This window comes from Cryptosporangium phraense (assembly GCF_006912135.1).
Classification (GTDB): Bacteria; Actinomycetota; Actinomycetes; order Mycobacteriales; family Cryptosporangiaceae; genus Cryptosporangium; species Cryptosporangium phraense.
The window spans coordinates 113,194-138,720 of sequence record NZ_VIRS01000010.1 but is presented as its reverse complement, the minus strand read 5'-3'; the positions used below and the strand labels follow the sequence as shown (position 1 = coordinate 138,720).

The following is a 25,527-nucleotide window of genomic DNA, read 5'->3' as shown; positions in this document are numbered from 1 at the left end:
AATGAAGAGACCGACAAGGAGGCCGACATGACCACCACCTACACGTTCGACGTCTTCACCAGCCTCGACGGCTTCGGCGCCGCCACCGGGGACTGGACCGGCTACTGGGGCAAGCAGGGCCCCGAGCTGCTGGCCCACCGGCTCGCGCAGTACGAGCCGGAGCAGCGGATCGTGCTCGGCGCCACCACCTACCGGGCGTTCGCGCAGATGCTGGCCGAGAGCACCGAGGACTCCGACGTCCGCGACCCGTGGGTCACCCGGATGCGGAACCTGCCGGCGACCGTCGTGTCGAGCACCCTGGAGGGTCCGCTCGACTGGCCGGACGCGACCGTCGCGCCCGGCGACGCGGTCGAGGTCGTCGCCCGGCTCAAGGAGGAGTCGCCGGTTCCGCTGCGGTCGCACGGCAGCCTGGCGATGAACCGGGCGCTGGTGGCGGCCGGTCTGGTCGATCGCATCCAGGTGACGGTGTTCCCGGTGATCACCGGGGCGTCCGGAGTGGATCCGGTGTTCGGCGGGTGGGACGACTTCGACCTGGAGCTGCTCGAACAGCGCACGCTGGACGGCCGGACGCAGGAGCTCGTCTACCGCCCGACCCGCCACTGACCGGGTCCCGCCACCCCGAGCGCGGCCCGGACGGCGAGCGCGCAGTCGTCGCGCTGGACGTCGGTGAGCGGCGCGTTCGCCGCCGGGTCGGCGTACCGCAACACCGCCGGCCCGCGCCGGTCCGGCGGCAGGTCCGGCCGGCGCGGAACGACGTGGAAGTGCACGTGTGCGAACCCCGGCTTCTCCGCGAACTGCATCACGTACGTCTTCTCGCACCCGGTGACCTCGGACAACGCCCGCGACAGCCGCACCTGCCACGTCCCGAGCGTGCGGGCCTCGTCGTCGGTCAGCGCGCCGATCGACGTGACGTGACGCCGCGGCACCAGCACCAGCCAGCCGAGCAGCGCGCCGGAGAAGTCGTGGGCCACCCGCCACCACTCGTCCGCGGCGATCAGTTCCCGGGGCGGCAACGAGTCGAACCCGGCGTTGTGCGCGCAGGCGTAGCAGTCCATGGGCGGTACGCTCTCACCCCGTGTCCACGTATTCGCCGGTCACGTACGACCACTACGCCCACGTCGATGGGCCGTTCTACCACGGCACCAAGGCCGTGCTGGAGCCCGGCGCGGAGCTCGTGCCCGGGTACGGCTCGAACTTCCAGGACGGCCGGATCTCCAACAACATCTACTTCACCGCCGTGGTGGAGACCGCGGCCTGGGGAGCGGAGCTGGCCAGCGCGCTGGCCGGGACCGGCGAGCGCGGGCACATCTACGTCGTCGAGCCGCTCGGCCCGTTCGAGGACGACCCGAACGTGACCAACAAGCGCTTCCCGGGCAACCCGACGCAGTCGTACCGGACCCGCGATCCGCTGCGGGTGGTGCGTGAGCTGGAGGAGTGGGAGGGCCACTCACCCGAGGTGCTGAAGGGGATGCTCGACAGCCTGGCCCGCCTACGGGAACAGGGCCTGGACGTCATCGAGGACTGAACCGACCGGCCAAGTCCACGCCCTGACCCTAGCGTCGTCCCATGCTCACCCCGCCCCGTGATCTGTCCGAGCCCACGCTGCGCGCGGCCCTCCGCACCGGCTGGGGCGTCACCCCGGTCACCCTGGCCTACCGCCCGGTCGGCTTCGGCAGCCACCACTGGGAAGCGGCCGGCGCCGACGGCGTCCGACTCTTCGTCACGGTCGACGACCTCCGCACCCGCCGGATGCGGACCGGCGAGCCGCTCGACCTGGCCTACGACCGCCTGCGGGCGGCGCTCTCGGCCGCGCGGGCGCTGCGCGCCGCCGGGCGGGACTTCGTCGTCGCGCCGCAGCCGTCGTCCGACGGCGGGCCACTGACCCGGGCCGGGGACCCGTTCGCGGTCGCGGTCTACCCGTTCGTCGACGGCGAGCGCTTCGACTGGGGCCCGTTCACCCCGGCGCACCGCGACGCGGTGCTCGACCTGCTGGTGCAGGTCCACCGCGCCCCGCCCGAGGTCCGCGCGCTCGCGCGCACCGACGACTTCGCGATCCCGTTCCGCGACGCGGTGACCGCGCCGATCGATCCGGACGCCGGCCCGTACGCGCGCGCGAGCGCCGACCTGCTCACGACCCATGCGGACGGGATCCGGCGCGCCTTCGCCCGCTACGACGCGCTCGTCGAGCCGGCCCGGGACGCGGGGACCGTGCTCACCCACGGCGAACCCCACCCCGGCAACACGATGCGCACCGACCAGTGGCTGCTCATCGACTGGGACACCGCGCTCGCCGCCCCGCCCGAGCGCGACCTGTGGAACCTCGAACCGCTGCACCCCGCGTACGCCGCGGCCACCGGCACGGTCCTCCGCCCGGAACTGCTCGACCTCTACCGCCTGCGCTGGGACCTCGCCGAGATCGCGGTCTGCACGGCCCGCTTCCGCGACCCCCACGGCGACACCGACGACGACCGGGAGACCTGGTCGATCCTGGCCGAGACCGTCCCGCGAATGTCCTGAAGACGACATAGTGGAGCCATACAACGTTCGCCCCGGATCGGTACGAAGGTCCGGTGTCTCCCCTCGAGAATGCTCTCCCCCGGCGTTCGGTCCTCCTCGGCGGTGCGGCGCTGGCCGCGATCCCGGTTCTCGGGTTCCCCCGTCGCGCGGCCGCGCTGGTCCACTCCTCCCGGCCGACGCTGACCCACGGTCTCCAGGCCGGCGACGTCACCGCGTCCTCGGCCACGATCTGGACGCGCGCCGACCGCGCCTCGCGGATGGTCGTCGAGATCGCCGGCGATCCGTCGTTCCGGCGCGCCCGGCGCATCTCCGGCGCCGCGCTCGGCCGATCGGCCGACTTCACCGGCAAGACCGTGCTCCACGGCCTGCCCTCCGGCCAGGACATCTACTACCGCGTCACCGCGGTCGACGACTCGGTCGCGAGCGCGCCGCTGGTCGGCCACTTCCGCACCGCTCCGGCCCGGCCGCGGGACATCAGCTTCCTGTGGTCCGGCGACCTCGCCGGCCAGGGCTGGGGCATCGACAAGGCCCGCGGTGGCTACCGCATCTTCTCCGCGATGCGCGCCCTCGAGCCCGACTTCTTCGTCCACAACGGCGACAACATCTACAGCGACGGGCCGATCAAGGAGACCCAGGCGCTGCCGGACGGCAGCCTCTGGCACAACGTCACCACGCCCGAGAAGGCGAAGGTCGCGGAGACGCTCGCCGAGTACCGCGGCAACTACAAATACAACCTCTTGGACGACGCCCTGCGCGCGTTCTACGCCGACGTCGCACTGATCACCCAGTGGGACGATCACGAGACGCACAACAACTGGTACCCGGGCGAGATCCTGACCGACGAGGCGTACACCGAGAAGCGGGTCGACGTCCTCAAGGGGCGGGCCAGGCAGGCCTGGCACGAGTACATGCCGATCTCGCCGAAGTACGACGACGAGGGCCGGATCTACCGCGTGCTGCACCAGGGCCCGCTGCTCGACGTCTTCGTGCTCGACGCTCGCTGGTACCGGGACGCGAACTCGGCGAACAAGCAGGCGGCCAACGACGGCGGGATCCTCGGCCGCAGGCAGGCCGAGTGGCTCAAGCGGGAGCTGGCCGCGTCGACGGCGACCTGGAAGGTCATCTCGAACGACATGCCGCTGACCGAGGTGGTCACCGACACCACCCAGGGGCAGGCCAACTTCGAGGCGATCGCCCAGGGTGACAACGGCAAGCCGCTCGGCCGGGAGATCCAGTTCGCCGACATCCTGACGTTCCTCAAGCGGCACGACATCCGCAACGTCGTCTGGCTCACGACCGACGTGCACTACACGGCCGCGCACTACTTCGACCCGGCTCGCGCGGCGTATTCCGACTTCAACCCGTTCTGGCAGTTCACGTCCGGCCCGCTGCACGCCGGGGCGTTCCCGGCCAGCGCGGTCGACACGACGTTCGGCGCCCAGCAGGTCTTCGTCAAGGCCCCGACCGTCGCCAACGCCGCGCCGAGCACCGAGTTCCAGTTCTTCGGCGAGGTGAAGATCGCCGCCGACACGCGGAAGCTCACCGTGAACCTCCGCGACAACTCCGGCGCGGTCCTCTGGTCCACGACCCTGGACCCGCACCGCCGTTAGAGTTTCTGCTTCGCGCCGAACTGACGACGGATCTCGCCCAGGGCCTTGAGCTGGGCCTTGGGCGTGCCGTCGGGCTCGATCATCCGGAAGCCGTACTGGTGCCCGTAGCTGTGGGGACGCCGAACAGCCAGACCTGGCCGGCCGGGATGCCCTCGTTGGAGTGGACGCTGAACCCGAACTCGGTCCACCAGATCGGCTTCGCGCCGTCGCCGCGGGCGGCCATCAGCGAGATGATCGCCGGCATGAAGGAGCCCTTGACCCCGAGGTCGTAGCAGTCGCGGATGAAGCCGTCGTCGGTCTGGCTCGGCCCGGCGAAGATCACCGGCAGCGAGGCCCGGCCGGCCTTGATCGCCGCGTACGACGCCTGGAGGATCGGCACGTACTTGACCGCCCGCTGGTGGGCGTCGGCGATGCCGCAGAACTCGGCCAGGTTCGGCTCGTTCCAGACCTCGATCGCGGCCAGCTGCGCGCCGTACGTGCGGGCCAGGAACGTCAGCCAGGGCTTGTGGTACCACTGGTTCGCGTCCGGCGCGACGTTCGTGAGCTGGCCCGACGACCAGCCGACGTCGGTGCGGATCATCTGGACGCCCTGCGCGGCCAGCGTGTCCAGGTGCTTGGTGAACATCGCGTTCGGCGCGGTGCCGTTCCAGTACATCTCCCAGGTGCCGTGGAACTGAGCGCCCACGACCGGCGCCCCCGGGTGCGAACCGCCCACCAGCCCAATGGTTGCGCCTCCCCCGAAGGGTCTGACCCTCTTCGGCCCGTCCATTCTCCTGCGTCCATCGGCCCCCGCGACCACCGAGCGTCCACTAGCGTCACGGACGCTGCCACCAGCGCGAGGAGGGGTTCGTGCCCGACGTGGAGCATCCGCCCGACGGGCGCTGGCCGCTGCGCGCGGCCGGCGTGCTCGTCGCGGTCAACGTGGCCTGGGTGACGACCGGGCTGTTCCACGTCTGGACGCGGCCCCTGGCCGGCTGGATCGCACTCCCGGTCACCACGCTGCTCGCCGGCTACGCCTGCTGGCGACTCGCCGATCACCCCACGCTCGACGCCGCGACCAGGCGGTTCTGGCGTCAGCTCACGCTCGCCTGCGGGCTGTTCACGGCCGCGACGCTGTCCAACGCCGTCGACGCGCTCGGGTCCGGCACCCCCTCACAGCGCCTCGGGCCGATCACGCTCGCGCTCTACCTGGCCGTGCTCGGGCTGGCCCTGTGGGCGCTGCTGCGGCTGCCGCCCTGGCAGCGGACCCGGGCCGACTGGATCCGGTTCGGCCTCGACGCCTGCATGGTGCTGGTCACGGTGGCCGCGCTGGTCTGGCACTTCTCGATCCGCAACCACGACGACTGGGCGACCGAGACCGGCTCCGGCGGCGCGATGCTGGCGATCCTCGTGCTCACCTGGCTGTCGGTGGCGACGTTCGTCAAGGTGGCGTTCGCGGGCGCGGGCTGCCTCGACCGGCGGGCCCTGCACGCGCTGGCCGCCGGCACCGCGATCAGCGCGGTGGTCGGCGCGCTGGCCCCGCTGCTGATCTCCCGGCCCTACCTGTCGACCAGCATGGTGGCGGCCCCGGTGGCCGCGTTCGGCATCCACCTCGCCGCCGTGCGTCAAAGACAGGCGGATCCGCTCGCGGCGGCCCCGCGGCGGCCCTCCCCCCGCGTCAGCCTGCTCCCCTACCTGGCCGTCGCCGCCGCCGCCGCGGTGCTGCTGGCCACCGGCACCACCGACCCGGTCGAGACGACGATCATGCAGGTCGTCACCGTGACGCTTACCCTGGTCGTGGTCGCCCGCCAGGTGCTCGCGCTCCGCGACAACAACCGGCTGCTGGCCACCGTCGAGTACCAGGCCACCCACGACGGGCTCACCGGGATCGCCAACCGCGCCCTGCTCGAGCGTCACCTCGACGGGCTGCTGGCCGCGCAGCGCCGGTTCCACCTGGTCCTGCTCGACGTCGACGACTTCAAGACCGTCAACGACCGGCTCGGGCACAGCGTCGGCGACGCGCTGCTGACCGTGCTCAGCACCCGGCTGACCGACGTCGTCGGCGGGCACGGCCTGGTCGCCCGGCTCGGCGGAGACGAGTTCGCGATCGCCGTGCCCGAGGACGCCGACGGCGCCCCGGACGTCGAGGCGCTGGTCGCGCGGGTGCTGGCGGCGACGCGCGAACCGGTCGAGGTCGCCGAGCAGACCGTGCTGAGCGGCACCAGCATCGGCCTCGCGACCAGCCGCACCGGCGACGACCCGCCCGAGCTGCTGCGCCGCGCCGACGTCGCCATGTACGCGGCCAAGGCCGCGGGCGGCGGCCGTCGGCACTGGTTCGACCCGGCGCTCGACCGGGCCGCCGACGAGACCGCCCACCTGTCCGCCGACCTGCGCCGCGCGCTGGCCCAGGAGGAGATGCTCGTGCTGTTCCAGCCGATCGTCGACCTGCGGACCGAGGCGACGGTCGGCGCCGAGGTGCTCGTGCGCTGGCAGCACCCGGAGCGCGGGCTGGTCTCCCCGGACGTCTTCGTGCCGCTGGCCGAGCGCAACGGGGTGATCGTCGAGCTCGGCTACTGGGTGCTCGAGCACGCCTGCCGGCACGCCGCCGCCTGGCAGGTCCGCTACGGCGACCGCGCCCCGACCAAGATCAGCATCAACGTGTCGGCCCGGCAGCTGGCCCAGCCGGACTTCGTCGAGCGGGTCGAGAAGGTCGTCCGGGAGACCACGGTGGACGCGCGGGCGCTCGTTCTCGAGGTCACCGAGACCGCGGTGTTCAGCACCGACGTGGCGATCCCGCAGCTGACCGCGCTCCGGAAGCTGGGCCTCAAGGTCGCGCTGGACGACTTCGGCACCGGGCACTCGTCGCTCAGCCTGCTCATCGACTGCCCGGTCGACGTCCTCAAGGTCGACAAGTCCTTCGTGAGCGGACCGACCGCGGACGGAGCGGGCGCGATCATCACCCGGAACCTGATCGGGTTCGTCAACGACTTCGGCATCGAGGCCGTGGCCGAAGGCATCGAGACCCGGGTGCAGGCGGCCTGGCTCCGCCGGGCCGGCTACCGCCTCGGCCAGGGCTACCTGTTCGGGTGCCCGATGCCGGCCGCCGACCTCGAACGGCGCTTCGCGCCACCGAAGGAAGACTGACTCAGCGGGCCGACAGACTCGCCCAGACCGTCTTGCCGTCCGGCGCGGTCACCACGCCCCACCCGCAGGCGAACGAGTCCACCAGCAGCAGGCCCCGCCCCCGGTCGGCCGCGAACCCCGGGGACCCCCGGCCCAGGCGAGGCAGGTCCGGCGATCGGTCCTCCACCGACAGGTGCAGGTACGCACCGCGATAGGCGATCGTCACGATCAGGTCGGTGCCCGCGTGCCGGGCCGCGTTGTCGACCAGCTCGGTGACGACCACGGCCGCGGCCGCGCTGACGTCCGGCAGGTGCCAGGCCACGCAGGCGTCCTGCACCAGGTGACGGGCCTCGGCCCCGGCGTCCGCGGTGGGCCGCAGGTGCTGGCGCAGGCAGGCCCGCAGAGGACCGGTCATCGCTGCCTGGAGGCTCGCCCGCCGGAGGCGTACGCTGTTCGATGGGTTCGGCCAACAGCCCGGCACAGCGCCTCCGCTCGGCACAGCAACTCCGCCCGGCACAGCGCCTCCGCGACAGACCGGAGATCCCGATGCCCGAAGCTTCCTTCTCCGACGCGTTCACCCCGTTCACCGTGACGGTCCGCACGTCCGGAAACGGTGCTCACCTGGAGCTCGACGGCGAGCTCGACCTGCAGAGCGGCCCGTTGCTGCTGAGCGCGGTCGATTGGCTGCTGCCGAGCCCGGCCCGGCTGGTGGTGCTCGACTGCGCCGCGCTCCGCTTCGTCGACGCCCGCGGGCTGGCCACGCTGCTCCGGGCCCGGTCGACGCTCGCCGACCACGGCGTCGAGCTCGGCGTCGCGAACCCGTCGGACGCGCTCCGGCGGATCCTGTCGGCGACCTCGCTGACCGGCGCGCTCCCGGAGATGCCGGTGGTGACGCCCGATCGCGCCGGACGCGGGCCCGCGTCGCACTAGCGGGGACCCGGTACGGCGGTGAGCTGGCCGCGGAGCAACGCGACCAGCTGGGTAGCCCGGTCGGCCGAGCGGTGGTGATCGGCCGACAGTTCGTCGTCGCCGTTCGCGCCGGCCAGGTGACGGCCCAGCGCGGCCTGCTCCTCCAGCGCGGCCACCGCGCTCCAGAGCAACGCCTCGGTCGACTCCGACTGCGCGGCCGCGAGCGTCTGCGGTGACCACTGGTGTCCGACGTGACACCGGTAGAACGTCACCGTGGGCAGGTCGATCTCGGCCAGCGAGCCCCGGCAGTCCGGGCAGACGAGCCGGGTGAGGTGGGTCTCGTCGGCGGCGAGGAAATGCGGGTCGTCACTCTCCGACATGGTTCTCGCCATCGCCGGCTCCTCTCCGTTCGTCGACGGCCGGGGCTTCGGCCGGCTCGCCGCGGCCGACGCGAGCGCGGCCGCCAACCCGGCGAGCGGCACGGTGGTCGCGGACGGGGCGGCGGCCAGCGCGGCCCGTGGCATTTCCGGGAACCGCGCGTCCGCCGGGTCCTGCACCAGCACCTTCCCGCCGGCCCGGGCGACGATCGCCGAGCCCACGGCTCCGTCGTCGAGCGCGCCGGACAGTACGACGGCCACGACCGCGCCGTCCGCCCACCGGGCCGCGCTGCTGAACAGCACGTCGATCGACGGGCGGTGCCGGTTCACCCGGGGCCCGCGGCCCAGCCGGACGTGGCCGCCCTCGAGCAGCAGATGCCGGTCCGGCGGCGCCACCAGGATCTCGCCCCGCCGTACCGGCGCCCCGTCGACCGCGGGTGAGGCGGCCAGCGGGCCGGCCCGGCTGAGGATCTGCGGCAGCGCGCTGCGGACGGTCGGCATCAGGTGCACCGTGACCAGCACGGACGCGTCGAGGTCGGCGGGCAGGCCGGCGACGAGGCTCTCCAGCGCCTCCACTCCGCCGGCCGAGGCTCCGATCACGATCAGGGTCGAGTTCACCGCCCTGCTATGCCCCCCGAACCCGGAAACACTCCCGGATGTCGGCCCGGGCTCAGCGGGTGGGGAGCGTCGCCCAGATCGCCTTGCCGTCGGGGACCGGCAGCACGCCCCACCCGGACGCGAACGAGTCGACCAGCAGCAGACCCCGGCCGCCCTCGGCGGTGGGCTCGGCGGACAGCCGCGGCGGCTCGGGCGACCCGTCGGTCACCGACAGGTGCAGATACGCCCCGCGGTAGGCGATCGTCACCTCCAGGGCGGTGCCCGCGTGCCGGGCCGCGTTGTCGACCAGCTCGGTGACGACCACGGCCGCGGCCGGGCTGAGCCGCTCGAGATTCCAGGCCGCGCAGGCGTCCATGGCCAGGCGACGGGCCTCGGCCGGGGCGTCCGCAGTGGGCTCCAGGTGCAGCCGGAGGCGGGCCCGGAGGTGCACGCCGTCGGACTCCAGCGCGTCGGCCAGGCTACCGAAGATCGGCAGCTCGGCGCCCGCGCCCGACCGCCGGAGCGCGGCCGCCACCTCGTCGGTGGCCCCGGCCAGCAGGAGCGGCACGGCCGGCCAGGCCGCCGTGCTGCGCACAACGGCCGAGAACACGGTCAGGACGGTCGGCCCGCTCACCGTCAGGCCGGAGAGGTCGACGACCACCGCCGACGGGCACTCGGCCAGGCATTTGAGCAGCACACCGCGTACCGAGGGCACGTCGGGCAGCGCGAAGAAGCCGTCCAGCCGGACGACCGTCCGCCGGTCGGCCTGTTCCACCGTCCAGGACAAAACGCCCACGACTCAATCGCACCTCGCTCGTCCGGAAAGCGCAAGCGTCCACGGGTGTGGCGTACGCCGTTCGAACGCTCGGTCACCCCTACGGCATCATGGTGACGTGCCCGATCTTTTTGTCGCTAGTCCTACTGGGAATCCGTTATCACTCTCAGCGGTCGCACGGTGACCCGGCAGCCACGTCTCTCTGCACTCGTCCTCGCCTTCCTCGCGATCGGCCTCGCGATGGCCATGACGCTCCCGTTCCGGGCACTGTTCCTCACCGACGCCGTGCACGCCACCCCGGCCCTGGTCACGGTGTTCCTGCTAGTCGTCCCGATCGCCGGCGTGCTGGCGTCCAGCCTGCTCGGACGCGTCTCCGACCGGTTCCCGGTCCGTCGCCTGCTGATCCTCGGGACGTCGGCCGCCGGAGCGGCCGGCTGCGGCATCAGCGCAATCGTCCGGAACTACTGGGTGCTGCTGCTGGTCACCGCGACCGCGATCGCGCTCTCCACCGCGCTGCTCCCGCAGCTCTTCGCGTACGCGCGCACCGCGTTCGGCCGCGGCGAGCGCGCCGCGATGACGACGAGCATGCTCCGGACGATGCTCTCCGTGTCGTGGGTGGCCGGGCCGTTCGTCGCCGCGCTGCTCATCGACGCGGGCGGCTTCACGCTGATCTTCGGGGTCTCGACGCTGATCTACCTGGCCGCCGGGCTCGTGGCGGCGTTCGGGCTGCCCGAGCCGCGGCCGGCGCCGGCCCACGACCCGGACGCCCCGACCGGCGCCGATCAGTCCGGCCGGGTGGTCTGGGTGAGCGTCGTCGCGCTGATCCTGGTGCAGGCGGCGGCGACGTTCGCGGTGCAGGCGCTGCCGCTCTTCGTCGCCCACGACCTGCACGGCGACGTCCGCGACACCGGTCTGCTGCTCGGCCTCTGCGCGTTGCTCGAGGTGCCGCTGATCCTCGGGTTCGGCGTGCTGGCGTCGCGCCTCGGCGTCCGGACGCTGTTCCTGGCCGGGCCGGTCGTGTCGTTCGCCTACTTCGCGACGGTCGCGATCTCCACCGGCACCGGCCAGGTCGCGGTCGCTCAGGTGCTGAACGCGGCCGGGATCGCGCTGCTCGGCGGCATCGGCATCACGTACTTCCAGGACCTGCTGCCCAGCCAGCCGGGCCGGGCGTCCACGCTGTTCAACAACGCGTTCCCGATCGGGTCGACGCTGGCCGCACCGCTGCTCGGGCTCTCCCAGCAGGTCGGTTACCGCGTCGGCTACGCCGTCTGCGCGGTGCTCTGCGTCGCCGGGCTCGGGCTACTGCTCGCCATGCGTCCGACGTCGGTGAGCCCGCGCGCCGCGGTGCCCGTCACCTGAGGCGCGAGCCGCGGCGCCCGTCACCGGAACAGACGGCCCTTGGCGTCCTCGAACTGCTCGCGGCTGATCTCGCCGCGCTGGACCAGCTGCCAGAGCCGGCGGAGCTCGTCCCCGGCGTCGGCCGGGGCGGGCGAGACCGGCGGGCGCGGCGAGTGGATCGCGTCCCGGGCCGCGTTGATCGCGGCCACGAGCACGGCCAGCGACTCCTGCTGGTTGCCCTTGAACGCGACCGTCAGCGACGGCCGGTCGCTCCCGCGGGCGTACTCGATGCGGACCTGGCGTCCACCGAAGCGCGCGGCCTTGATCTCGACGTCGGTGATGTCTTCGATCGGTGCGCGCCGGTCACCGGGCCGGCTCGGCTGGCCGGGGTCTTGGATCGTGACCCAGGCGCCGTCGTACGTGATCTGCTCGGACCGTCCCTGCACCACGAGGGGGTGCTGGGGAGTGGGCGATAGCGGCGAAGGACCCGTCACGCAGCCGAGAGTAAGGGGGTCGTCGCGGCCCCGGCGGGATTCCCAGGACATTGGACGAACAGCGGAAAAGCGCAGGCCACACCGCCTGCACAGACGACCCGTTAGTCGCTTGCGCACCAAGCGCAACTCCGGGTATACGCAACGCGACCCTACCGTGACCGAAAGGCTCCGTCCGGAGGTAACTATATGGACTCCGCCGCCTCGGAGTCACATCTGGCCCACGTCCTTTGACGGACGGCTGCTCCTCGATGCGCGGGAGCGCACCGAGGAGCAGGCACCTGCCTACGAGGCGGCCTTCTCGACGAACTCCGTCGTGTACGTCTTCGACAGGTCGATCGAGTCCTTCTTTCCCTGGACGTTCGGCGAGAACGTCGCCAGCACCTCGAGCACGTTCTTCGCCCCGTCCGCGTCCATCACGCCGTCGGCGGTGAACATGCCCTTGCTGTCGTTGATCGACTTCGCGTAGAGCGTCGGGTCGTCGGCCGCGTACTGCTTCGGCATCTTCGCCGCGATCTCCTCGGCCGAGTGCGTGTCGATCCACTTCAGCGTCTTCACGAATGCGTTGGCCAGCTTCTGTACGGTCGGCTTGTGCGCCGACACGTACGCGCAGTCCATGTACAGCGAGCTGGCCGGGTAGAGACCGCCGAGCGCGGCCCGGGTGCCCTCCTCCGTCCGCATGTCGAGCACGACCTTGCCCTTGCCGCTGGTCACCAGCCGGGCGATCGTCGGGTCGGTGGTCATGCCGGCGTCGATCCCGCCGTTCTCGATCGCGGCGATGAACGTCTGGCCGGCGCCGGCCTTCACGGTCGTGTAGTCGGACTTCGTCAGCTTCGCCCGGGCGGCCAGGGCCTGGGTGAGGAAGTCGGTCGAGGACCCGGGGCTGGTGACGCCGAGCCGCTTGCCCTTGAAGTCGGCCGGCGTCGTCAGCGTCTGGTCGGCCGCGGCCACCTCGGCCTCGCCCGGGACGTCCGCGAACTGGACGACGCTCTGCACGCACTTGCCCTTGGTCTGCAGGTCCACCGTGTGGTCGTAGAACCCGACGACGCCCTGCACGTCGCCGGCGATCAGCACGTTCTCGGCCTGGGCCCCGGCCGGTTCGGTCAGCAGTTTCACCGCGATCTTCTCGTCGGAGAAGTAGCCGAGCGACTCGGTGAGCTTGGCCGGCAGGTAGATCACCTTGTCTATCCCGCCCACCATGATCGTGACCTGCTCCTGGCCTCCGGATTCACCGGTGTCGCCCCGGGAGTCCCGGCACCCGGCCAGCGCGCAGACCGCCACCAGTGCCACTGCCATGATTCGACGCATCCCGAGCTCCCTCACGCGATCGTTTCGACGTTGGTGGACGGCGGACGCCAGGCCAGCAGCCGGCTCTCCAACCGGGTGAGCAGCCACTCGGCGAGCAGCGCGATCACCGTGATGACGACCATTCCGGCGTAGATGCCGGCGGCGTCGAACGTGCCCTGGGCGTTGTTGATCAGCAGGCCGAGGCCCTTGTCGGCGCCGGTGTACTCGCCGACCACCGCGCCGATCAGCGCGAACCCGAACGCGACGTGCAGCGACGCGAGGATCCACGAGGTCGCGGACGGCAGCACGATCGTGAGCAGCACCGCCCGCGGGGACGCGCCGAGGATCCGGGCGTTGTCGACCAGCGTCCTGTCGACCTCGCGGGCGCCCTGGAACGCGTTGAAGAACACCGCGAAGAACACCAGCACGACCGCGGTCGCGACCTTGGACGAGAGCCCGAGCCCGAACCAGATCACGAACAGCGACGCGAGCACGATCCGGGGGATCGCGTTGGCCGCCTTGATGAACGGCGCGCAGACCTCGGCCAGGAACCGGCTCCGTCCGAGCAGGACGCCGAGCACGACACCGGCGACCGCGCCGATCACGAACCCGGCCACCGACTCCTGGAGCGTGACCCAGATCTGCAGCCAGATCGAGCCGAACGCGGTCCCGTCGGTGAACCACTCGACCAGCCGGCGCCAGATCGCCGAGGGCTGCGAGTAGTAGAACGGATCGATCAGGTACCGGGCCGACAGCTCCCAGCTCAGCAGCCAGGCGGCGATCAGCCCGGCGCGCGTCCCCCAGACCCGCACGGCGTGCCGCCGCCGCGCGGCCCCGGGCACCGCCCCGGTGGCGGACGCGGGACCCGCACCGGTGGCGGCGTCCGGCGCCCCCGAGGAAGCGCCCGCCGCCGAGGAGGCACCGGCCGAGGAAGCCTTCGCCGGCGAGGGAGCACCGGCCGACGCACTCGTCTCAGGCGACACGAGCCGCTCCCCTCGCCCGGGTGATCTCGACCTCTTCACGCAGCGAGTCCCACACCCGGCGGTACACCTCGAGGAACGACTCCTCGAGCCGGATCTCTTCGACCGTCCGCGGCCGCTCCAGCCCCACCGGCACGACGTCCTTCACCGTCGCCGGCCCGGCCGTCATCACGACTACCCGATCGGCCAGCGCGATCGCCTCGGTCAGGTCGTGGGTCACGAACACCACCGCGGCCCGGTTCTCGGCCCACAGCGAGAGCAGCAGGTCCTGCATGTGCTCCCGGGTCTGGACGTCGAGCGCCCCGAACGGCTCGTCCATCAGCAGGATCCCGGGCTCGTTCACCAGCGTCTGGGCCAGCGCGACCCGCTTGCGCATCCCGCCCGACAACTGGTGCGGGTAGTACTTCTCGAAACCGGCCAGCCCGACCTTGGCCACCCACTCGCCCGCCGCCGACCGGGCCGAAGCCCGCGACGCACCCCGGTACCGCGGCCCGGCCGCCACGTTGTCGAGCACGGTCCGCCAGGGCAGCACGGCGTCCTGCTGGAACATGTACCCGAGCCCGGACGGGATCTCCCGCACCGGAGCCCCGGCCACTTCGACGGTCCCGGACGTCGCCGGAGCGAGCCCGGAGATCAGCCCGAGCGTCGTCGACTTCCCGCACCCGGTCGGGCCGACGACGCTGACGAACTCCCCCGCGTGGACGTCGAACGTGACGTCCCGGATCGCGGTGTGCCTCTCGCCGTCCCGATTCGTAAAGACTTTCGTGGCGGCCCGTAGCGCAATCACTGGCTCTGTGAGCTGGGTCATGGGCCGGGACCGTAAAGATGTTTCCGGCGCGTGAACATCCTTGTGCGCGTTGCGCGGCCAACGGCGCACAAGTCGCGTTCTGCGCGTTCTGCTCACGGGCCCGGCGCGGGCCCGGCGGCCGTAAGGTTCCGGCATGGTGAGGCGAGTCCCACGCTTCGCAACTCAGGTGCTGCTGCTCCAGGTCGCGATTCTGCTGCTGGTGGTCGGGGCCGGCTCGGCGCTGGTCGCGGTCCTGTTACGACGGACGCTCGAGCACCAGTACGAGGCCCGGGCGCTAGCGATCGCCCAGTCGGTGGCGTCCGATCCGTCGATCGCGGCCCACGTGGCGGCGCACGACCCGACCCGCGTCCAGGCGCTCGCCGACGACGTCCGCACCCGCACCGGCGCGCTGTTCGTCGTCATCACCGACGACCGTGGGATCCGCTACTCGCACACCGACCCGGAGCGCATCGGCGAGCGGGTCAGCACCGATCCGAGCGGGCCGCTGTCCGGACGCGAGGTCGTGAACGTCGAGCGCGGCACGCTGGGGCTCTCGGCCCGGGGCAAGGTCCCGCTCTACTCCGAGCCCGGCGGCACGATCGTCGGCGAGGTGAGCGTCGGCATCGCCCTGACCGAGGTGACGCGGGCGACCGCCGTGCTGTTCCGGACGGCGGGGATCGTCACCGGGGTCGCGCTGCTGGCCGGCATCCTCGGCACCGTCGCCCTCGCGCAGCGGCTGCGCCGCCAGACCCTCGGCCTGGAACCCACCGACCTGGCCGACCTCCTCCGGGAGCGGGAGGCGGTGATGCACGGCATCGCCGAGGGCGTCCTCGCGGTCGACCGCGCCGACCGCATCACGGTCTGCAACGGCACGGCGGCCGACCTGCTCGGCGGCCCGATCGCGCCCGGCACCCCGCTGTCGGCCGCGTCCCTTCCCCCACGCATGCGGACGCTCCTGAGCGGGACGGACGCCCGCGGAGCACTCGTGGTCGCGGGCGAACGGCTGCTGGTCGTCACGGCCGGGCCGGTGCGGCACGGCAGCCGGGACCTCGGCCGGGTCCTGACCCTGCGTGACCGCACCGAGGCCGACGCTCTGGCCCGCGAGCTCGACATGGTCCGGACGCTCTCGGACGCCCTGCGGGCCCAGGCCCACGAGCACACGAACCGGCTGCACACGCTGGCCGGGCTGCTGCACATCGGCGAGCACGACGAGGCCCGGACGTACCTGGGCGAGTTGGCCGGCGACACCGGCTCCGACGGCCCGATCCGGGACCCCTACCTGCGTGGGGTCCTGTCGGCCAAGACCGTCGTCGCCGCCGAGGCCGGCGTCGTACTGCGGCTCTCGGAGGAGACGTACCTGCCGGCCCGGGTGCACGCGCCGCTGGACGTCATCACCGTGCTCGGGAACCTGACCGACAACGCGGTGCGGGCGGCCCGGCTGGGCCGGCGGCAGCCGGGCTGGGTGGAGCTGACCGTCGTGTCGGAGCGGGACACGCTACGGATGGTGACCGTCGACAGTGGCGACGGCGTCCCCGGCGACACCGGGGAGCGTGTCTTCGAGGACGGGTACACGACGGCGGGCGCGGATCGGGACCGGCCGCACGGCCTCGGGCTGGTGCTGGCCCGGCGGGCGGCCCGGCGGCACGGCGGGGACGTCACGCTGGCCCGGGCGTCGGGACTGGACTGCGGCGCGGTGTTCGAGGCGCGGCTACCGGGAGTGGTGGAGGTCGGATGATCCGGGTGCTGGTGGTCGACGACGACTACCGGGTGGCCGAGCTGCACGCACGCTACGTGCGGGAGACGCCGGGGTTCGGAGTGGTCGGGGTGGCGCACAGCGGTGCCGAAGCGCTGGCCGCGGTGCCCGGGGCGCGCCCCCACCTGGTGCTGCTCGACCAGTACCTGCCGGACGCGTTCGGTACCCGGCTGGTCGCCGACCTCGGCTGTGACGTCCTGATGCTCACCGCGGCCGGCGACGTGGCCACGGTCCGCGAGGCGCTCACCCGGGGCGTCGTCAACTACCTGGTGAAGCCGTTCACCCAGGCCGCGCTGGCCGAGCGCCTGCGCGCGTACGCGCGCTACCGCGACCACCTGCGCGGCGACCGGACGCTCGACCAGCGCGAGATCGACCGGGCGGTCCGGCTGATGCGCGGCGGCGACCGCCTCGACGCGGGCCTGCCCAAGGGCCGCTCCGAGCACACGGCCCGGCTGGTGACCACGGCGGTCCGGGAGGCCGGGGTCCCGGTCTCGGCCGCCGACGTGGCGACCGAGACCGGTATCTCCCGCGCGACCGCACAGCGCTACCTGTCCGATCTGGCCGCCGACGGGCGCATCGTCATGACGCTGCGCTACGGCTCGACCGGGCGGCCGGAGCACCGCTACGCGTGGCGGGGTTAGTACGTGCCGCTGGCCGGGGTCCAGCGCTGGTAGCTGCCGCCGTTGCAGCCGAGCGTGTAGACCTTGCCGTCGGTGTTGCTGTCCAGGCAGAAGCCGGTGGAGAGGTTGCGCCAGGTGCGCTGGCTGCCGTGGACCTCGCGCTGCCAGACCTGGTAGTTCCCACCGTTGCAGCCCAGCGTGTAGGCCCTGCCCTCGGTGTTGCTGTCGAGGCAGAAGCCGGTGGCGAGGTTGCGGAGCGTATAGCCGCCGTCGACCCGGTGCAGGATCCATTTCTGGAAGCTGCCGCCGTTGCAGCCGAGCGTGTAGACGCGGCCCTGACCGTTGCTGTCGAGACAGAAGCCGGTCGCGAGGTTCGTGTAGGTGTTGAAGGTCCCGGCGAGCGCGGTGCCCGGGATCAGCTGACTGACGGCGACCGCCGCGCCCAGGAGGGCGCCGGTGACCAGGGTTCGAATGCGCATGATGATTCCCCCGCATGTGTGCGATATGCCACAAACGGGACGAGTATGGCACCGACGCGGGTGCGGTCGCGGCCCCGCTTCAGTCGATGCCCTCGACGATGCGGAAGTCGCGTTCGACGCCGTCGGCGAGGGCGGCCAGCGCCTCGCGGTAGGCCGCACTCTCGTAGGCCGCGACCGCGTGCTCGAAGCTGTCGAACTCGACCAGCACGGTGCGCTCGGCGATGCCTGCGTCGCGCGCCTCGACCCGGCCGCCCCGGACCAGGGTGCGGCCACCCGCGGCCCGGACGGCCGGCCCGGCCAGCGCGTTGTAGGCAGCGAGTTTGTCGGGGTCCGAAATGGTGCGATAGACGCTGACCCAGTAGCCCTTGGCCATGAAACCTCCGCGAGACGCAGGAACAGCTAAACGCTACGACGCGGCCGTGCGGACCAGGTCGGTGATTCGCTTCTCGACGTCCGGCGACCACGCGGTCAACGCGTACGCGACCGGCCACATCTCGCCGTCGTCGAGCGCGGCCGAGTCCTGGAAACCGAGCGTCGCGTAGCGGTACTTGAACTTGCCCGCGTGCTGGAAGAACACCACGACCTTGCCGGCCGCGTCGGTGTACGCGGGGAACCCGTACCAGGTCTTCGGCATGAGCTGCGGGGCCGCCGCGGTGACCGTCACGTGCACCCGCTCGGCCAGCGCCCGGTCGTCGGGGCCCATCGCCGCGATCGCGTCGAGCAGCTGCTGCAGGCCGTCGGCCTTCTTCGCGCCCTTCTTGCCCTCGGCGCGCAGCTCGGCCGCGCGCTGCTTCATCGCCGCGCGCTCTTCAGCGGAAAATCCGTCGCTCTCAGTCATGTCTCCAGGCTAGGAACGCCGGATCGCCGACGCTTCTCGATTCCTGACCGACTGCTCCGCCGCCGCGTCGGCGAACGCCCGGATCAGCGGGTGGACCCAGGACACGTCCGACGACAGCTCGGGCTGGAACAGCGACGCGAGGAAGAACGGATGACCGGGCAGCTCGACCATCCGGCTCGTCCCCTGGTCGTCGGCGGCCGAGAACACCAGCCCGGCCGCCTCCAGCCGGGCCCGGAACCGGTCGTCGAGCCCGTAGCTGCAGAAGAACCGCTCGGTGCGCCGCCCGGCCCCGAGGATCTCCGCCGCCCGGGTGCCGGCGACCACGTCCACCTCGGCCGGCGCCTGCTGCACCGGCGCCCGGTCCGGCTCACCGCCGAGGGCGTCGGCCTGATGACCCACGCCCAGCACCTGCTGCTCCGCGCGGACGTCGCCCGCCAGGAGATCCTCCGGGCGGGCGCCGGGCGGCCGCTGGTCGTCGCGGCCACGCCGCTCGCGGCCGGCGAGCGGTTGCTCACCGGCCTGCGCGCGCTCCCCGACGTCGAACTGATCCTCACCCCGGCCGACGACGCGGTCGGACGACTGGCCTCGGGCACCGTGGACGCGGCCGCGGTCGACGGGGTGACCGCGCCGAACGGGCCGCTGGGCGTGACCGAGCCCGGCGTGCTCACCCGGTGCCTGGTCAGCGAGGTCCGGCTGCTCGTGCTGCTTCCCGCCGACCACCCGCTGGCGACGCTCGGCCGCCTCGACCTCGAATCGATCCGCGACGCCCGCTGGATCGACGCTCCCGACCTCCGCTGCGACCCCGGCCGCATCCCCTGAGCGGCCGGCCCGAACTCCACCGGCCGCTTCCGCTACCGCGGCACCGACGTCGCCGTGCTGGCCCGCCTGGTCGCCGACAACCAAGGCCTCGCGCTGGTCCCGACCGGCCGCGTCCCTGCCGTCCCCGGCGTGACGGCCCTCCCCCTGCACACCCCCGACGTCGTCCACCGCACCGAACTCCTGGTGCCCCGGGCCCGCGCCGATTCCTTCGCTCCCCTAGTCCGCGCGCTCGCGGGTGGCACACTGCTCCGGTGAGTGCGGAGAGTTCCGGATCGCGGCACTGGCCGGATCGGGTGGCGGCGTGGTCCGGGCGGCTGGTCACGATCGCGGGGGTGTGGCTGCTCCTCAGCCTGCCGCTGCGACGGATGCGCTGGGCCCACTGGGTCGACTACGCGTTCGGCCTGCTGAACGTCCCGACCACCCGGAGCCTGTTCGTCATCGTCGGGCTGCTGCTCCTCGGCAGCGCGCTGCGCCGCCGCCTGCGGGCCGCGCTCTGGCTGGCGATCGCGGCCCAGCTCATCGCCGCCCCGACGCAGGTGCTGGTCGTCGGCATCGCGGCCGCGAACTGGGACGACCTCGACGCCACCGACCTCGACCTGACCCGGCTCGAGGTCGTGCTGACCGGCGTCGCGGCGGCCGTCGGACTGGCGCTGGCGGTGCTCCTCTGGCGGGCCCGCAGCGCGTTCCCGGCCCACCTGGCCCCGTTCTCCCGCCGGGCCGCGCTGGCCGTCCTGGCCAGCGGCCTGATCGCGTCCTGGGCCCTGACGTTCGGCCTCACCGAGCTCTTCCCCCGCACCCTGCACGGCACCCGGGAGAAGCTGACCTGGGCCAACCGCTCGGCGTTCGGCTTCACCGCGGCCGGCGACCGGGCCGGCCTCAACGGCCACCTCGGTCACCACTGGGTGGCCGCGCTCGGCGGCACGCTGTCGGCGATCGCGCTGCTCGCCGCCGTCGCGGTGTTCCTCCGCGCGGCCCGCGCGGCCCAGTTCCTGGGCGCCGACGACGAGCTGACCGTCCGTCGGCTGCTGCTGGAGAGCGGCGACCGCGACTCGCTGGGCTACTTCGCGACCCGGCGCGACAAGTCGGTGATCTTCTCGCCCGACGGCCGGGCCGCGATCACCTACCGGGTCGTCGCGTCGGTCAGCCTGGCCAGCGCCGACCCGATCGGCCACCCGGCGTCCTGGCCGGCCGCGATCGACGCCTGGCTGGCCGACGCCCGCGCGCACGGCTGGTTCCCGGCCGTCCTCAGTGCCAGCGAGAACGGGGCCGCGGCCTACGTCGGACGAGGTCTGAAGGCGTTGAGCCTCGGGGACGAGGCGATCGTCGAGGTCGAGGACTTCACGCTCGAGGGCCGGACGATGCGGCCGGTCCGGCAGGCCGTCACCCGGATCCGGCGGGCCGGCTACACGCTCACCGCCCGCCGTCACAGCGAGGTCGCTCCGGAGGAGTGGCCGCACCTGGAGCTGCGGGCCCACGCCTGGCGCGGGGACGCGCCCGAGCGCGGCTTCTCGATGGCGCTCGGCCGGTTCGGCGACCCCAGCGACGACCGCTGCGTGCTGGTCACCGCGCACGACGCCGGCGGCGAGGTCCGCGGGCTGCTCAGCTTCGTGCCCTGGGGCGCCCGCGGGCTCTCGCTCGACCTGATGCGCCGCGACCGCACCGCCGAGAACGGGCTCAACGAGTTCATGGTCGCGGGCCTGATCGAGGCCGCTCCGAGCCTGGCCGTCCGCCGGATCTCGCTGAACTTCGCGATGTTCCGGGCGGTGTTCAGCGCGGGCGACCAGATCGGCGCCGGCCCGGTCACCCGGCTCACCGACGCGGTGCTCTCGGTCGCGTCGCGGTTCTGGCAGTTGGAGTCGCTGTACCGCTCGAACGCGAAGTACCTGCCGACCTGGCTGCCCCGGTTCGTCTGCTTCGACTCCAGCCTGACGCTGACCCGCGCGGCGATCGCGGCCGGCATCGCCGAGGGGTTCCTGCCCGGCATCCCGCCGCGGACCCGCGCGCTCGAGGACGGGTTCGCCGACGAGGTCCGCAAGCAGGACGACGAACTGCTCCGCCCGGCCCACCCGCAGTACCGGCTCAACCAGCAGCAGAGCGCCCGGCGGGCCAAGGCCGAGCTGCTCGCCCGGAACGGCCACGACCCGTACCCGGTCACCGTCCCGCGCACCGCGACGCTGGCCGAGATCCGCGCCGCCCACCCGGGCCTCCCGCCGAACCATCGCACCGGCGTCACCACCAGCGTCACCGGCCGGGTCCGGGCACTTCGCGACCTCGGCGGCGTCAGCTTCGGTGTACTTCAGGACGACGGGGTCACCCTCCAGGTCATGCTGACCGCCGACGGCACGCCGCGAAGCGTCCGCGAATTGTGGAAGCAGACCGTCGACCTCGGCGACCACGTCGGCGTCACCGGGGAGGTCGTCACCTCGGAACGAGGTGAGCTGTCGGTGCTGGCGGACGACTGGACGATGGCGGCCAAGTGCCTCCGGCCGCTGCCGGACGCGCACGCCGGGTTCTCCGACCCGGAGGCGCGGGTCCGGCAGCGCTACCTCGACCTCCTGGTCAACGCGGACGCGATGCAGGTGCTGCAGCAGCGCAGCGTGGCCGTCCGGGCCCTGCGGGACGCGTTCGCCCAGCGGGGGTTCACCGAGGTGGAGACGCCGATGCTGCAGGCCGTGCACGGCGGCGCGGCCGCCCGGCCGTTCCGGACGCACATCAACGCCTACGACACCGACCTGTACCTGCGGATCGCCCCCGAGCTGTACCTCAAGCGGCTGTGCGTGGCCGGGATGCCGAGGGTCTTCGAGCTCAACCGCAACTTCCGCAACGAGGGTGTCGACGCGACCCACAACCCGGAGTTCACGTCGCTGGAGGCGTATCAGGCCTACGCGGACTACACCGACATGCGTGAGCTGACCCGCGCGCTGATCCTCGAGGTCGCGACCGCGGTGCACGGCGCGCCGATCGCTGTGCGCCCCTCCGGGCCGGTCGATCTGAGTGGATCCTGGCCGGTCGTGACCGTCCACGACGCGATCAGCGCGGCCACCGGCACCGCTCTGGCTCCGGACACCCCGCTCCGCGTCTTCCGGGAGGTCTGCGCCCGGCACTCCGTCCATGCTCCGGCGGACGCGACGCCGGGCGAGCTCGCGGTCGAGCTGTACGACGCTCTGGTGGAGAAGAACACCACCTATCCGACGTTCTACACCGACTTCCCGCTCGACACCTCGCCACTGACCCGGGCCCACCGCGACGACCGCCGGCTGGCCGAACGCTGGGACCTGGTCGCCTACGGGGCCGAGCTGGGCACTGCCTATTCCGAGCTCGTCGACCCGGTCGACCAGCGGGAACGGCTCACCGCGCAGTCGATCAAGGCCGCCGCGGGCGATCCCGAGGCGATGCAGATCGACGAGTCGTTCCTGACCGCGCTGGAGTACGCGATGCCCCCGACCGGCGGGCTGGGCCTCGGCGTCGACCGGCTGGTGATGTTCCTGACCGGCACGAACATCCGGGCGACGCTGGCGTTCCCGTTCTCCAGACCGGTGCCGTCGTCGTGAAGGGGCCGCGGCTGCGGTTCCTGGTCGTGTTGACGCTGGCCTGCCTGGTGCTGATTCCGTGGACGGTGCTGCTCGGGCTGACGCTGCCCGACGAGCACACCGCCCGGCGCTGGCCGCTGACCTGGGTCGGGTTCGACGTCGCGCTGATCGCCTGCCTGGCGACGACCGCGTGGATGGCATACCGGCACCGGCTGGCCGTCGTGCTCTGGGCGATGCTCACCGGGACGCTGCTGCTCTGCGACGCGTGGTTCGACATCACGACCGCGACGGGTGACGAGCTCGCGGCGAGCATCCTGGAGGCGGCGGTGGCCGAAGTGCCGCTGGCCGTCTTTCTGTTCTACGGAGCCCGCCGGGTGCTCCTCCGGACGGCGCGGCCGGGCCCGCCGGCCGAGCGCCGCCGAGCCCGCCTCTCCGCGATCCCCGTGGCCGCCACGACCGACGAGCGGAGCTGACGACACCCTTACGTGCGCGCGCCGAGCGTGCGGACCAGCTCGTCGGCGATCGCCCGCATGCCGGCCGCATTGGGATGGAACGCCGACGTGGCCCGCCGCGTGCTCGGGACGAAGCCGTTGACCCAGGGCTCGGCCGTCCCGACGCCGTGCCCGGCGCTGAGCACCGACGCCTGCACCAGACCGGCCCCGGTCGCCTGCGCGGCCACCGCGAACGCGCCCGACACCCGCCGTCCGAGCGCGCGCAGCGCCCGGTGCTGGACGTCGGTGAACGGCGGCACGGTCTTCTCCTCGAGCAGGGTCAGGTAGTCGACGAGCACCACCCGCGCGCCCGGGGCCCGCTCGTGCACCGCGTCGACGATCGCCGTGAGCCCACCGACGACGATGTCCGGGTCGGCCACCGGGACCGGCCCACGGGCCAGCCGGTTGCCGGCCGCACGGGTCCACCACCGGCGCTGGAACTGGTTCGCCCAGGCCAGCCGCAGCATCGTCTGGAGATACCCGAGGTCGTTGCCGCCGACCGTGACCGTGACCAGGTCCGCGTCCTCGGGGACGCCGCTCAGCTGGGGCGGGAACGTGGTGCGGCCGACCCGCTGCGGCTGGTCGAGCACGGTCGCGGTCGTCGCGCCGGACACGGTCAGGTCGGTCAGCCGCGCGCCGATCGCGTCCGCGAACAGGTGCGCGTAGTTGGCGCCGGAGCGGCCCGCGGCCGCGTCGACGACCGGGGGGATCCCGGGCCCGGCCGCGAACGAGCTCCCGAGTGCGACGACGTGCCGGTAGGTCATACGCCTATCTGATCAGGTGCGCGACGGCCACGGCCCCGCAGGGGCCGGTCGGGTGCGGCCCCGGACGGGCCGGTCGGGTGCTCGACGGGTGCGGCCCCGGAGGGGGCCGGTTGCGCGGTCGGCCACCGTCTCATTTCGCAACCGAACACGCCGACATCTCTCTCGTGGACGCCTGTTTCCACGCCTGGCCGTTTCCCGACCGACGTGAGGTAACCATGCGTCTCCTGCCCGCTCTCGTCACCGCCGCGGCGGTCGCCGGTGCGCTCGCCGTCGGCGCTCCGGCCGACGCCGGGGTCGCCACCGCGAACGCCGCCCCGGCCTCGGCCCAGGGCATCACGATATACGGCGCCGGTTACGGCCACGGCCGCGGGCTGAGCCAGTACGGCGCCCAGGGCGCGGCCAAGAAGGGCCTCACGTCGGCCCAGATCGTCGCGTTCTACTACCCGGGCACGACGCTGGCCGCCAAGGGCAACCCGTCGCTGCGGGTCCGCCTCTCGGCGATCGACAACGGCCACTTCACGCTGCTCCCGACCACCGGCTCGACGGTCTCCGGGGTGGTCGCCACGGCGTCCGGGGGCGCGAAGGTCACGCTCCCGGCCCGGGCCAAGTGGCACGTCGCCCGCAGCGGCGCCAGCTACCTCGTCCAGGAGCCGGTCACGGCCACCACCTGGCGGACGAAGTACACGCTGCGCGCGCCGGTCACGTTCAGCGGGCCGTCGACGCTGAACATCGCCTACAGCAAGGCCAAGACCGACTGCCGGGGCGGCGGCAGCGTCGCGTTCGCCGGCTCGCTGCAGGCCGTGATCTCCGACGGCGCGGCCCGGTACGTCGCGAAGATGCCGATCGACACGTACCTCCGGGGCGTCGTCGCGTCCGAGATGCCGTCGAGCTGGGCGCCGGCCGCCCTGCAGGCCCAGACGATCGCGGCCCGCACGTACGCCACCGCCAAGATCTCCGCGTCCCGCTACTACGACGTGATCGACACCCAGGCCAACCAGTGCTGGGACGGCCAGACGTCGGAGAAGGCGTCCACCAACGCGGCGATCAAGGCCACCGCGGGCAAGGTCCTCACGGTCAAGGGCAAGGCGATCAGCGCCGAGTTCTCGTCCAGCAACGGCGGCTTCACCGCGCCGGGAGGCGTCGGCTACCTCGTCTCGAAGGCCGACCCGTACACGGCGTCGACCGTCTGGACCAGGGTCGTCACCCCGGCGACGCTGGCGTCGCTCGACGGCCCGCAGGGCCTGACCACCGTGACGTCGGTGAAGGTGACCAAGCGCAGCGGCGGCGGCCGATGGGGCGGACGCGCGGAGACCGTGCAGCTCACCGGCACCGTCGCGGGCGGGAAGCCGGCGACGGTCTCGATGACCGCGACCTCGTTCCGGGTCAAGCTCGACCTCAAGAGCAACTATCTCGGGTTCGCCCAGTAATTTCGCTACCGTCCATTAACCTGAGTCACTGTGACT

The 25,527-nt window shown here is 72.6% G+C and carries 28 protein-coding genes; 14 read left to right on the top strand and 14 right to left on the bottom strand.

All coding sequences use genetic code 11. From position 1 onward, the window contains the following. Nucleotides 1-27 precede the first annotated feature (27 nt). A complete protein-coding gene (locus FL583_RS16355; RefSeq protein ID WP_142705515.1) occupies nt 28-603 on the top strand; it encodes a dihydrofolate reductase family protein in 576 nt (191 codons plus the stop codon). On the opposite strand, the gene FL583_RS16350 is transcribed toward FL583_RS16355, so the two are convergent. Further along, on the bottom strand, nt 582-1,055 hold the full coding sequence (locus FL583_RS16350) for an HIT family protein (RefSeq protein WP_142705514.1): 474 nt from the start codon (nt 1,053-1,055) through the stop codon (nt 582-584). The genes FL583_RS16355 and FL583_RS16350 overlap by 22 nt on opposite strands. 20 nt (nt 1,056-1,075) lie before the next feature. Here FL583_RS16350 and arr point away from each other — a divergent pair, with 20 nt between their 5' ends. The 3 genes from arr to FL583_RS16335 are packed head-to-tail and all read left to right on the top strand — an operon-like array spanning nt 1,076 to nt 4,127. Further along, nucleotides 1,076-1,525: an NAD(+)--rifampin ADP-ribosyltransferase gene (gene arr, locus FL583_RS16345; RefSeq protein WP_142705513.1), complete on the top strand. Its 450-nt coding sequence runs from the start codon at nt 1,076-1,078 to the stop codon at nt 1,523-1,525. Nucleotides 1,526-1,566: 41 nt separating this feature from the next. Further along, nucleotides 1,567-2,517, top strand: a complete 951-nt coding sequence (locus FL583_RS16340; protein ID WP_142705512.1) for a phosphotransferase — start codon at nt 1,567-1,569, stop codon at nt 2,515-2,517. Nucleotides 2,518-2,570: 53 nt separating this feature from the next. Further along, nucleotides 2,571-4,127, top strand: coding sequence for an alkaline phosphatase D family protein (locus FL583_RS16335; protein WP_142705511.1), 1,557 nt, complete (start codon nt 2,571-2,573; stop codon nt 4,125-4,127). Nucleotides 4,128-4,206: 79 nt separating this feature from the next. Here FL583_RS16335 and FL583_RS16330 read toward each other — a convergent pair whose 3' ends face one another. Next, a complete protein-coding gene (locus FL583_RS16330) occupies nt 4,207-4,842 on the bottom strand; it encodes a hypothetical protein (protein ID WP_142705510.1) in 636 nt (211 codons plus the stop codon). Nucleotides 4,843-4,976: 134 nt separating this feature from the next. Here FL583_RS16330 and FL583_RS16325 point away from each other — a divergent pair, with 134 nt between their 5' ends. Then, nucleotides 4,977-7,250: a putative bifunctional diguanylate cyclase/phosphodiesterase gene (locus tag FL583_RS16325; RefSeq protein WP_142705509.1), complete on the top strand. Its 2,274-nt coding sequence runs from the start codon at nt 4,977-4,979 to the stop codon at nt 7,248-7,250. Between the two features lies 1 nt (nt 7,251). Here the strand turns inward: FL583_RS16325 and FL583_RS16320 are convergent, their stop codons facing one another. After that, entirely contained in the window at nt 7,252-7,644 is a 393-nt protein-coding gene (locus tag FL583_RS16320) for an ATP-binding protein (protein ID WP_142705508.1), read from the bottom strand. A gap of 131 nt (nt 7,645-7,775) precedes the next feature. Between FL583_RS16320 and FL583_RS16315 the strand changes: the two genes are divergently transcribed. After that, nucleotides 7,776-8,159: an STAS domain-containing protein gene (locus FL583_RS16315; RefSeq protein ID WP_170323680.1), complete on the top strand. Its 384-nt coding sequence runs from the start codon at nt 7,776-7,778 to the stop codon at nt 8,157-8,159. Here the strand turns inward: FL583_RS16315 and FL583_RS16310 are convergent. Further along, nucleotides 8,156-9,133, bottom strand: a complete 978-nt coding sequence (locus tag FL583_RS16310; RefSeq protein ID WP_142705506.1) for a chemotaxis protein CheB — start codon at nt 9,131-9,133, stop codon at nt 8,156-8,158. The two genes, FL583_RS16315 and FL583_RS16310, sit on opposite strands and share 4 nt — an antisense overlap. A 52-nt stretch (nt 9,134-9,185) precedes the next feature. Further along, on the bottom strand, nt 9,186-9,908 hold the full coding sequence (locus FL583_RS16305; protein ID WP_142705505.1) for an STAS domain-containing protein: 723 nt from the start codon (nt 9,906-9,908) through the stop codon (nt 9,186-9,188). Between the two features lie 159 nt (nt 9,909-10,067). Here FL583_RS16305 and FL583_RS16300 point away from each other — a divergent pair, with 159 nt between their 5' ends. Then, nucleotides 10,068-11,246 carry a sugar efflux transporter gene (locus tag FL583_RS16300; RefSeq protein ID WP_205752183.1) on the top strand — a complete coding sequence of 393 codons (1,179 nt, stop codon included), beginning with the start codon at nt 10,068-10,070 and terminating at the stop codon, nt 11,244-11,246. 20 nt (nt 11,247-11,266) lie between these two features. Here FL583_RS16300 and FL583_RS16295 read toward each other — a convergent pair whose 3' ends face one another. The 4 genes from FL583_RS16295 to FL583_RS16280 form a co-directional block, all read right to left on the bottom strand. Beyond that, nucleotides 11,267-11,719: an SHOCT domain-containing protein gene (locus FL583_RS16295; protein WP_142705504.1), complete on the bottom strand. Its 453-nt coding sequence runs from the start codon at nt 11,717-11,719 to the stop codon at nt 11,267-11,269. Between the two features lie 282 nt (nt 11,720-12,001). Continuing rightward, on the bottom strand, nt 12,002-13,024 hold the full coding sequence (locus FL583_RS16290; RefSeq protein ID WP_142705503.1) for an ABC transporter substrate-binding protein: 1,023 nt from the start codon (nt 13,022-13,024) through the stop codon (nt 12,002-12,004). Nucleotides 13,025-13,035: 11 nt separating this feature from the next. Continuing rightward, complete coding sequence (locus FL583_RS16285) at nt 13,036-13,845, bottom strand: ABC transporter permease (protein ID WP_205752204.1); 810 nt, start codon at nt 13,843-13,845, stop codon at nt 13,036-13,038. Between the two features lie 130 nt (nt 13,846-13,975). Further along, nucleotides 13,976-14,791 carry an ABC transporter ATP-binding protein gene (locus tag FL583_RS16280; RefSeq protein WP_142705502.1) on the bottom strand — a complete coding sequence of 272 codons (816 nt, stop codon included), beginning with the start codon at nt 14,789-14,791 and terminating at the stop codon, nt 13,976-13,978. A 133-nt stretch (nt 14,792-14,924) separates the two neighbouring features. On the opposite strand from FL583_RS16280, the gene FL583_RS16275 reads away from it, so the two are divergent. After that, the gene (locus FL583_RS16275) at nt 14,925-16,505 is read left to right on the top strand and encodes an ATP-binding protein (protein ID WP_142705501.1); all 1,581 of its coding nucleotides are present in this window, start codon (nt 14,925-14,927) and stop codon (nt 16,503-16,505) included. After that, nucleotides 16,502-17,164, top strand: a complete 663-nt coding sequence (locus tag FL583_RS16270) for a response regulator (protein WP_142705500.1) — start codon at nt 16,502-16,504, stop codon at nt 17,162-17,164. Before FL583_RS16275 ends, FL583_RS16270 begins: the two co-directional genes overlap by 4 nt. Here the strand turns inward: FL583_RS16270 and FL583_RS16265 are convergent. From FL583_RS16265 to FL583_RS16250, 4 genes are all read right to left on the bottom strand, one after another. Next, the gene (locus tag FL583_RS16265; RefSeq protein ID WP_142705498.1) at nt 17,161-17,622 is read right to left on the bottom strand and encodes an RICIN domain-containing protein; all 462 of its coding nucleotides are present in this window, start codon (nt 17,620-17,622) and stop codon (nt 17,161-17,163) included. The two genes, FL583_RS16270 and FL583_RS16265, sit on opposite strands and share 4 nt — an antisense overlap. A gap of 79 nt (nt 17,623-17,701) precedes the next feature. Then, the gene (locus FL583_RS16260) at nt 17,702-17,995 is read right to left on the bottom strand and encodes a DUF1330 domain-containing protein (RefSeq protein ID WP_142705496.1); all 294 of its coding nucleotides are present in this window, start codon (nt 17,993-17,995) and stop codon (nt 17,702-17,704) included. A gap of 33 nt (nt 17,996-18,028) precedes the next feature. After that, entirely contained in the window at nt 18,029-18,460 is a 432-nt protein-coding gene (locus FL583_RS16255; protein WP_142705495.1) for an iron chaperone, read from the bottom strand. Between the two features lie 9 nt (nt 18,461-18,469). Next, a complete protein-coding gene (locus FL583_RS16250; RefSeq protein WP_142705493.1) occupies nt 18,470-18,859 on the bottom strand; it encodes a CTP synthase in 390 nt (129 codons plus the stop codon). Between FL583_RS16250 and FL583_RS16245 the strand changes: the two genes are divergently transcribed. From FL583_RS16245 to FL583_RS16230, 4 genes are read left to right on the top strand one after another with little or no spacing between them, the layout of a single operon-like run. Next, nucleotides 18,851-19,279 carry a LysR substrate-binding domain-containing protein gene (locus FL583_RS16245; protein ID WP_142705492.1) on the top strand — a complete coding sequence of 143 codons (429 nt, stop codon included), beginning with the start codon at nt 18,851-18,853 and terminating at the stop codon, nt 19,277-19,279. The genes FL583_RS16250 and FL583_RS16245 overlap by 9 nt on opposite strands. A gap of 54 nt (nt 19,280-19,333) precedes the next feature. Next, nucleotides 19,334-19,534, top strand: coding sequence for a hypothetical protein (locus FL583_RS16240; protein ID WP_142705491.1), 201 nt, complete (start codon nt 19,334-19,336; stop codon nt 19,532-19,534). Next, nucleotides 19,531-22,830: a bifunctional lysylphosphatidylglycerol synthetase/lysine--tRNA ligase LysX gene (gene lysX / locus FL583_RS16235; RefSeq protein WP_142705489.1), complete on the top strand. Its 3,300-nt coding sequence runs from the start codon at nt 19,531-19,533 to the stop codon at nt 22,828-22,830. The genes FL583_RS16240 and lysX overlap by 4 nt, the downstream gene beginning before the upstream one ends. Further along, nucleotides 22,827-23,282, top strand: a complete 456-nt coding sequence (locus FL583_RS16230; protein WP_142705488.1) for a hypothetical protein — start codon at nt 22,827-22,829, stop codon at nt 23,280-23,282. The genes lysX and FL583_RS16230 overlap by 4 nt, the downstream gene beginning before the upstream one ends. A gap of 8 nt (nt 23,283-23,290) precedes the next feature. Here the strand turns inward: FL583_RS16230 and FL583_RS16225 are convergent, their stop codons facing one another. Next, nucleotides 23,291-24,064, bottom strand: a complete 774-nt coding sequence (locus FL583_RS16225) for an SGNH/GDSL hydrolase family protein (protein WP_142705487.1) — start codon at nt 24,062-24,064, stop codon at nt 23,291-23,293. Nucleotides 24,065-24,279: 215 nt separating this feature from the next. Here FL583_RS16225 and FL583_RS16220 point away from each other — a divergent pair, with 215 nt between their 5' ends. Beyond that, on the top strand, nt 24,280-25,491 hold the full coding sequence (locus tag FL583_RS16220) for a SpoIID/LytB domain-containing protein (RefSeq protein WP_142705486.1): 1,212 nt from the start codon (nt 24,280-24,282) through the stop codon (nt 25,489-25,491). Nucleotides 25,492-25,527 lie beyond the last annotated feature (36 nt).

Bases quoted from the DNA above. Each gene is read 5' to 3' on its own strand.
- FL583_RS16355 (WP_142705515.1), top strand. From the start codon at position 28: ATGACCACCACCTACACGTTCGACGTCTTCACCAGCCTCGACGGCTTC.
- FL583_RS16350 (WP_142705514.1), bottom strand. From the start codon at position 1,055: ATGGACTGCTACGCCTGCGCGCACAACGCCGGGTTCGACTCGTTGCCG.
- FL583_RS16340 (WP_142705512.1), top strand. From the start codon at position 1,567: ATGCTCACCCCGCCCCGTGATCTGTCCGAGCCCACGCTGCGCGCGGCC.
- FL583_RS16320 (WP_142705508.1), bottom strand. From the start codon at position 7,644: ATGACCGGTCCTCTGCGGGCCTGCCTGCGCCAGCACCTGCGGCCCACC.
- FL583_RS16315 (WP_170323680.1), top strand. From the start codon at position 7,776: ATGCCCGAAGCTTCCTTCTCCGACGCGTTCACCCCGTTCACCGTGACG.
- FL583_RS16290 (WP_142705503.1), bottom strand. From the start codon at position 13,024: ATGCGTCGAATCATGGCAGTGGCACTGGTGGCGGTCTGCGCGCTGGCC.
- FL583_RS16280 (WP_142705502.1), bottom strand. From the start codon at position 14,791: ATGACCCAGCTCACAGAGCCAGTGATTGCGCTACGGGCCGCCACGAAA.
- FL583_RS16275 (WP_142705501.1), top strand. From the start codon at position 14,925: ATGGTGAGGCGAGTCCCACGCTTCGCAACTCAGGTGCTGCTGCTCCAG.
- FL583_RS16270 (WP_142705500.1), top strand. From the start codon at position 16,502: ATGATCCGGGTGCTGGTGGTCGACGACGACTACCGGGTGGCCGAGCTG.
- FL583_RS16265 (WP_142705498.1), bottom strand. From the start codon at position 17,622: ATGCGCATTCGAACCCTGGTCACCGGCGCCCTCCTGGGCGCGGCGGTC.
- FL583_RS16260 (WP_142705496.1), bottom strand. From the start codon at position 17,995: ATGGCCAAGGGCTACTGGGTCAGCGTCTATCGCACCATTTCGGACCCC.
- FL583_RS16255 (WP_142705495.1), bottom strand. From the start codon at position 18,460: ATGACTGAGAGCGACGGATTTTCCGCTGAAGAGCGCGCGGCGATGAAG.
- FL583_RS16245 (WP_142705492.1), top strand. From the start codon at position 18,851: ATGACCCACGCCCAGCACCTGCTGCTCCGCGCGGACGTCGCCCGCCAG.
- FL583_RS16225 (WP_142705487.1), bottom strand. From the start codon at position 24,064: ATGACCTACCGGCACGTCGTCGCACTCGGGAGCTCGTTCGCGGCCGGG.
- FL583_RS16220 (WP_142705486.1), top strand. From the start codon at position 24,280: ATGCGTCTCCTGCCCGCTCTCGTCACCGCCGCGGCGGTCGCCGGTGCG.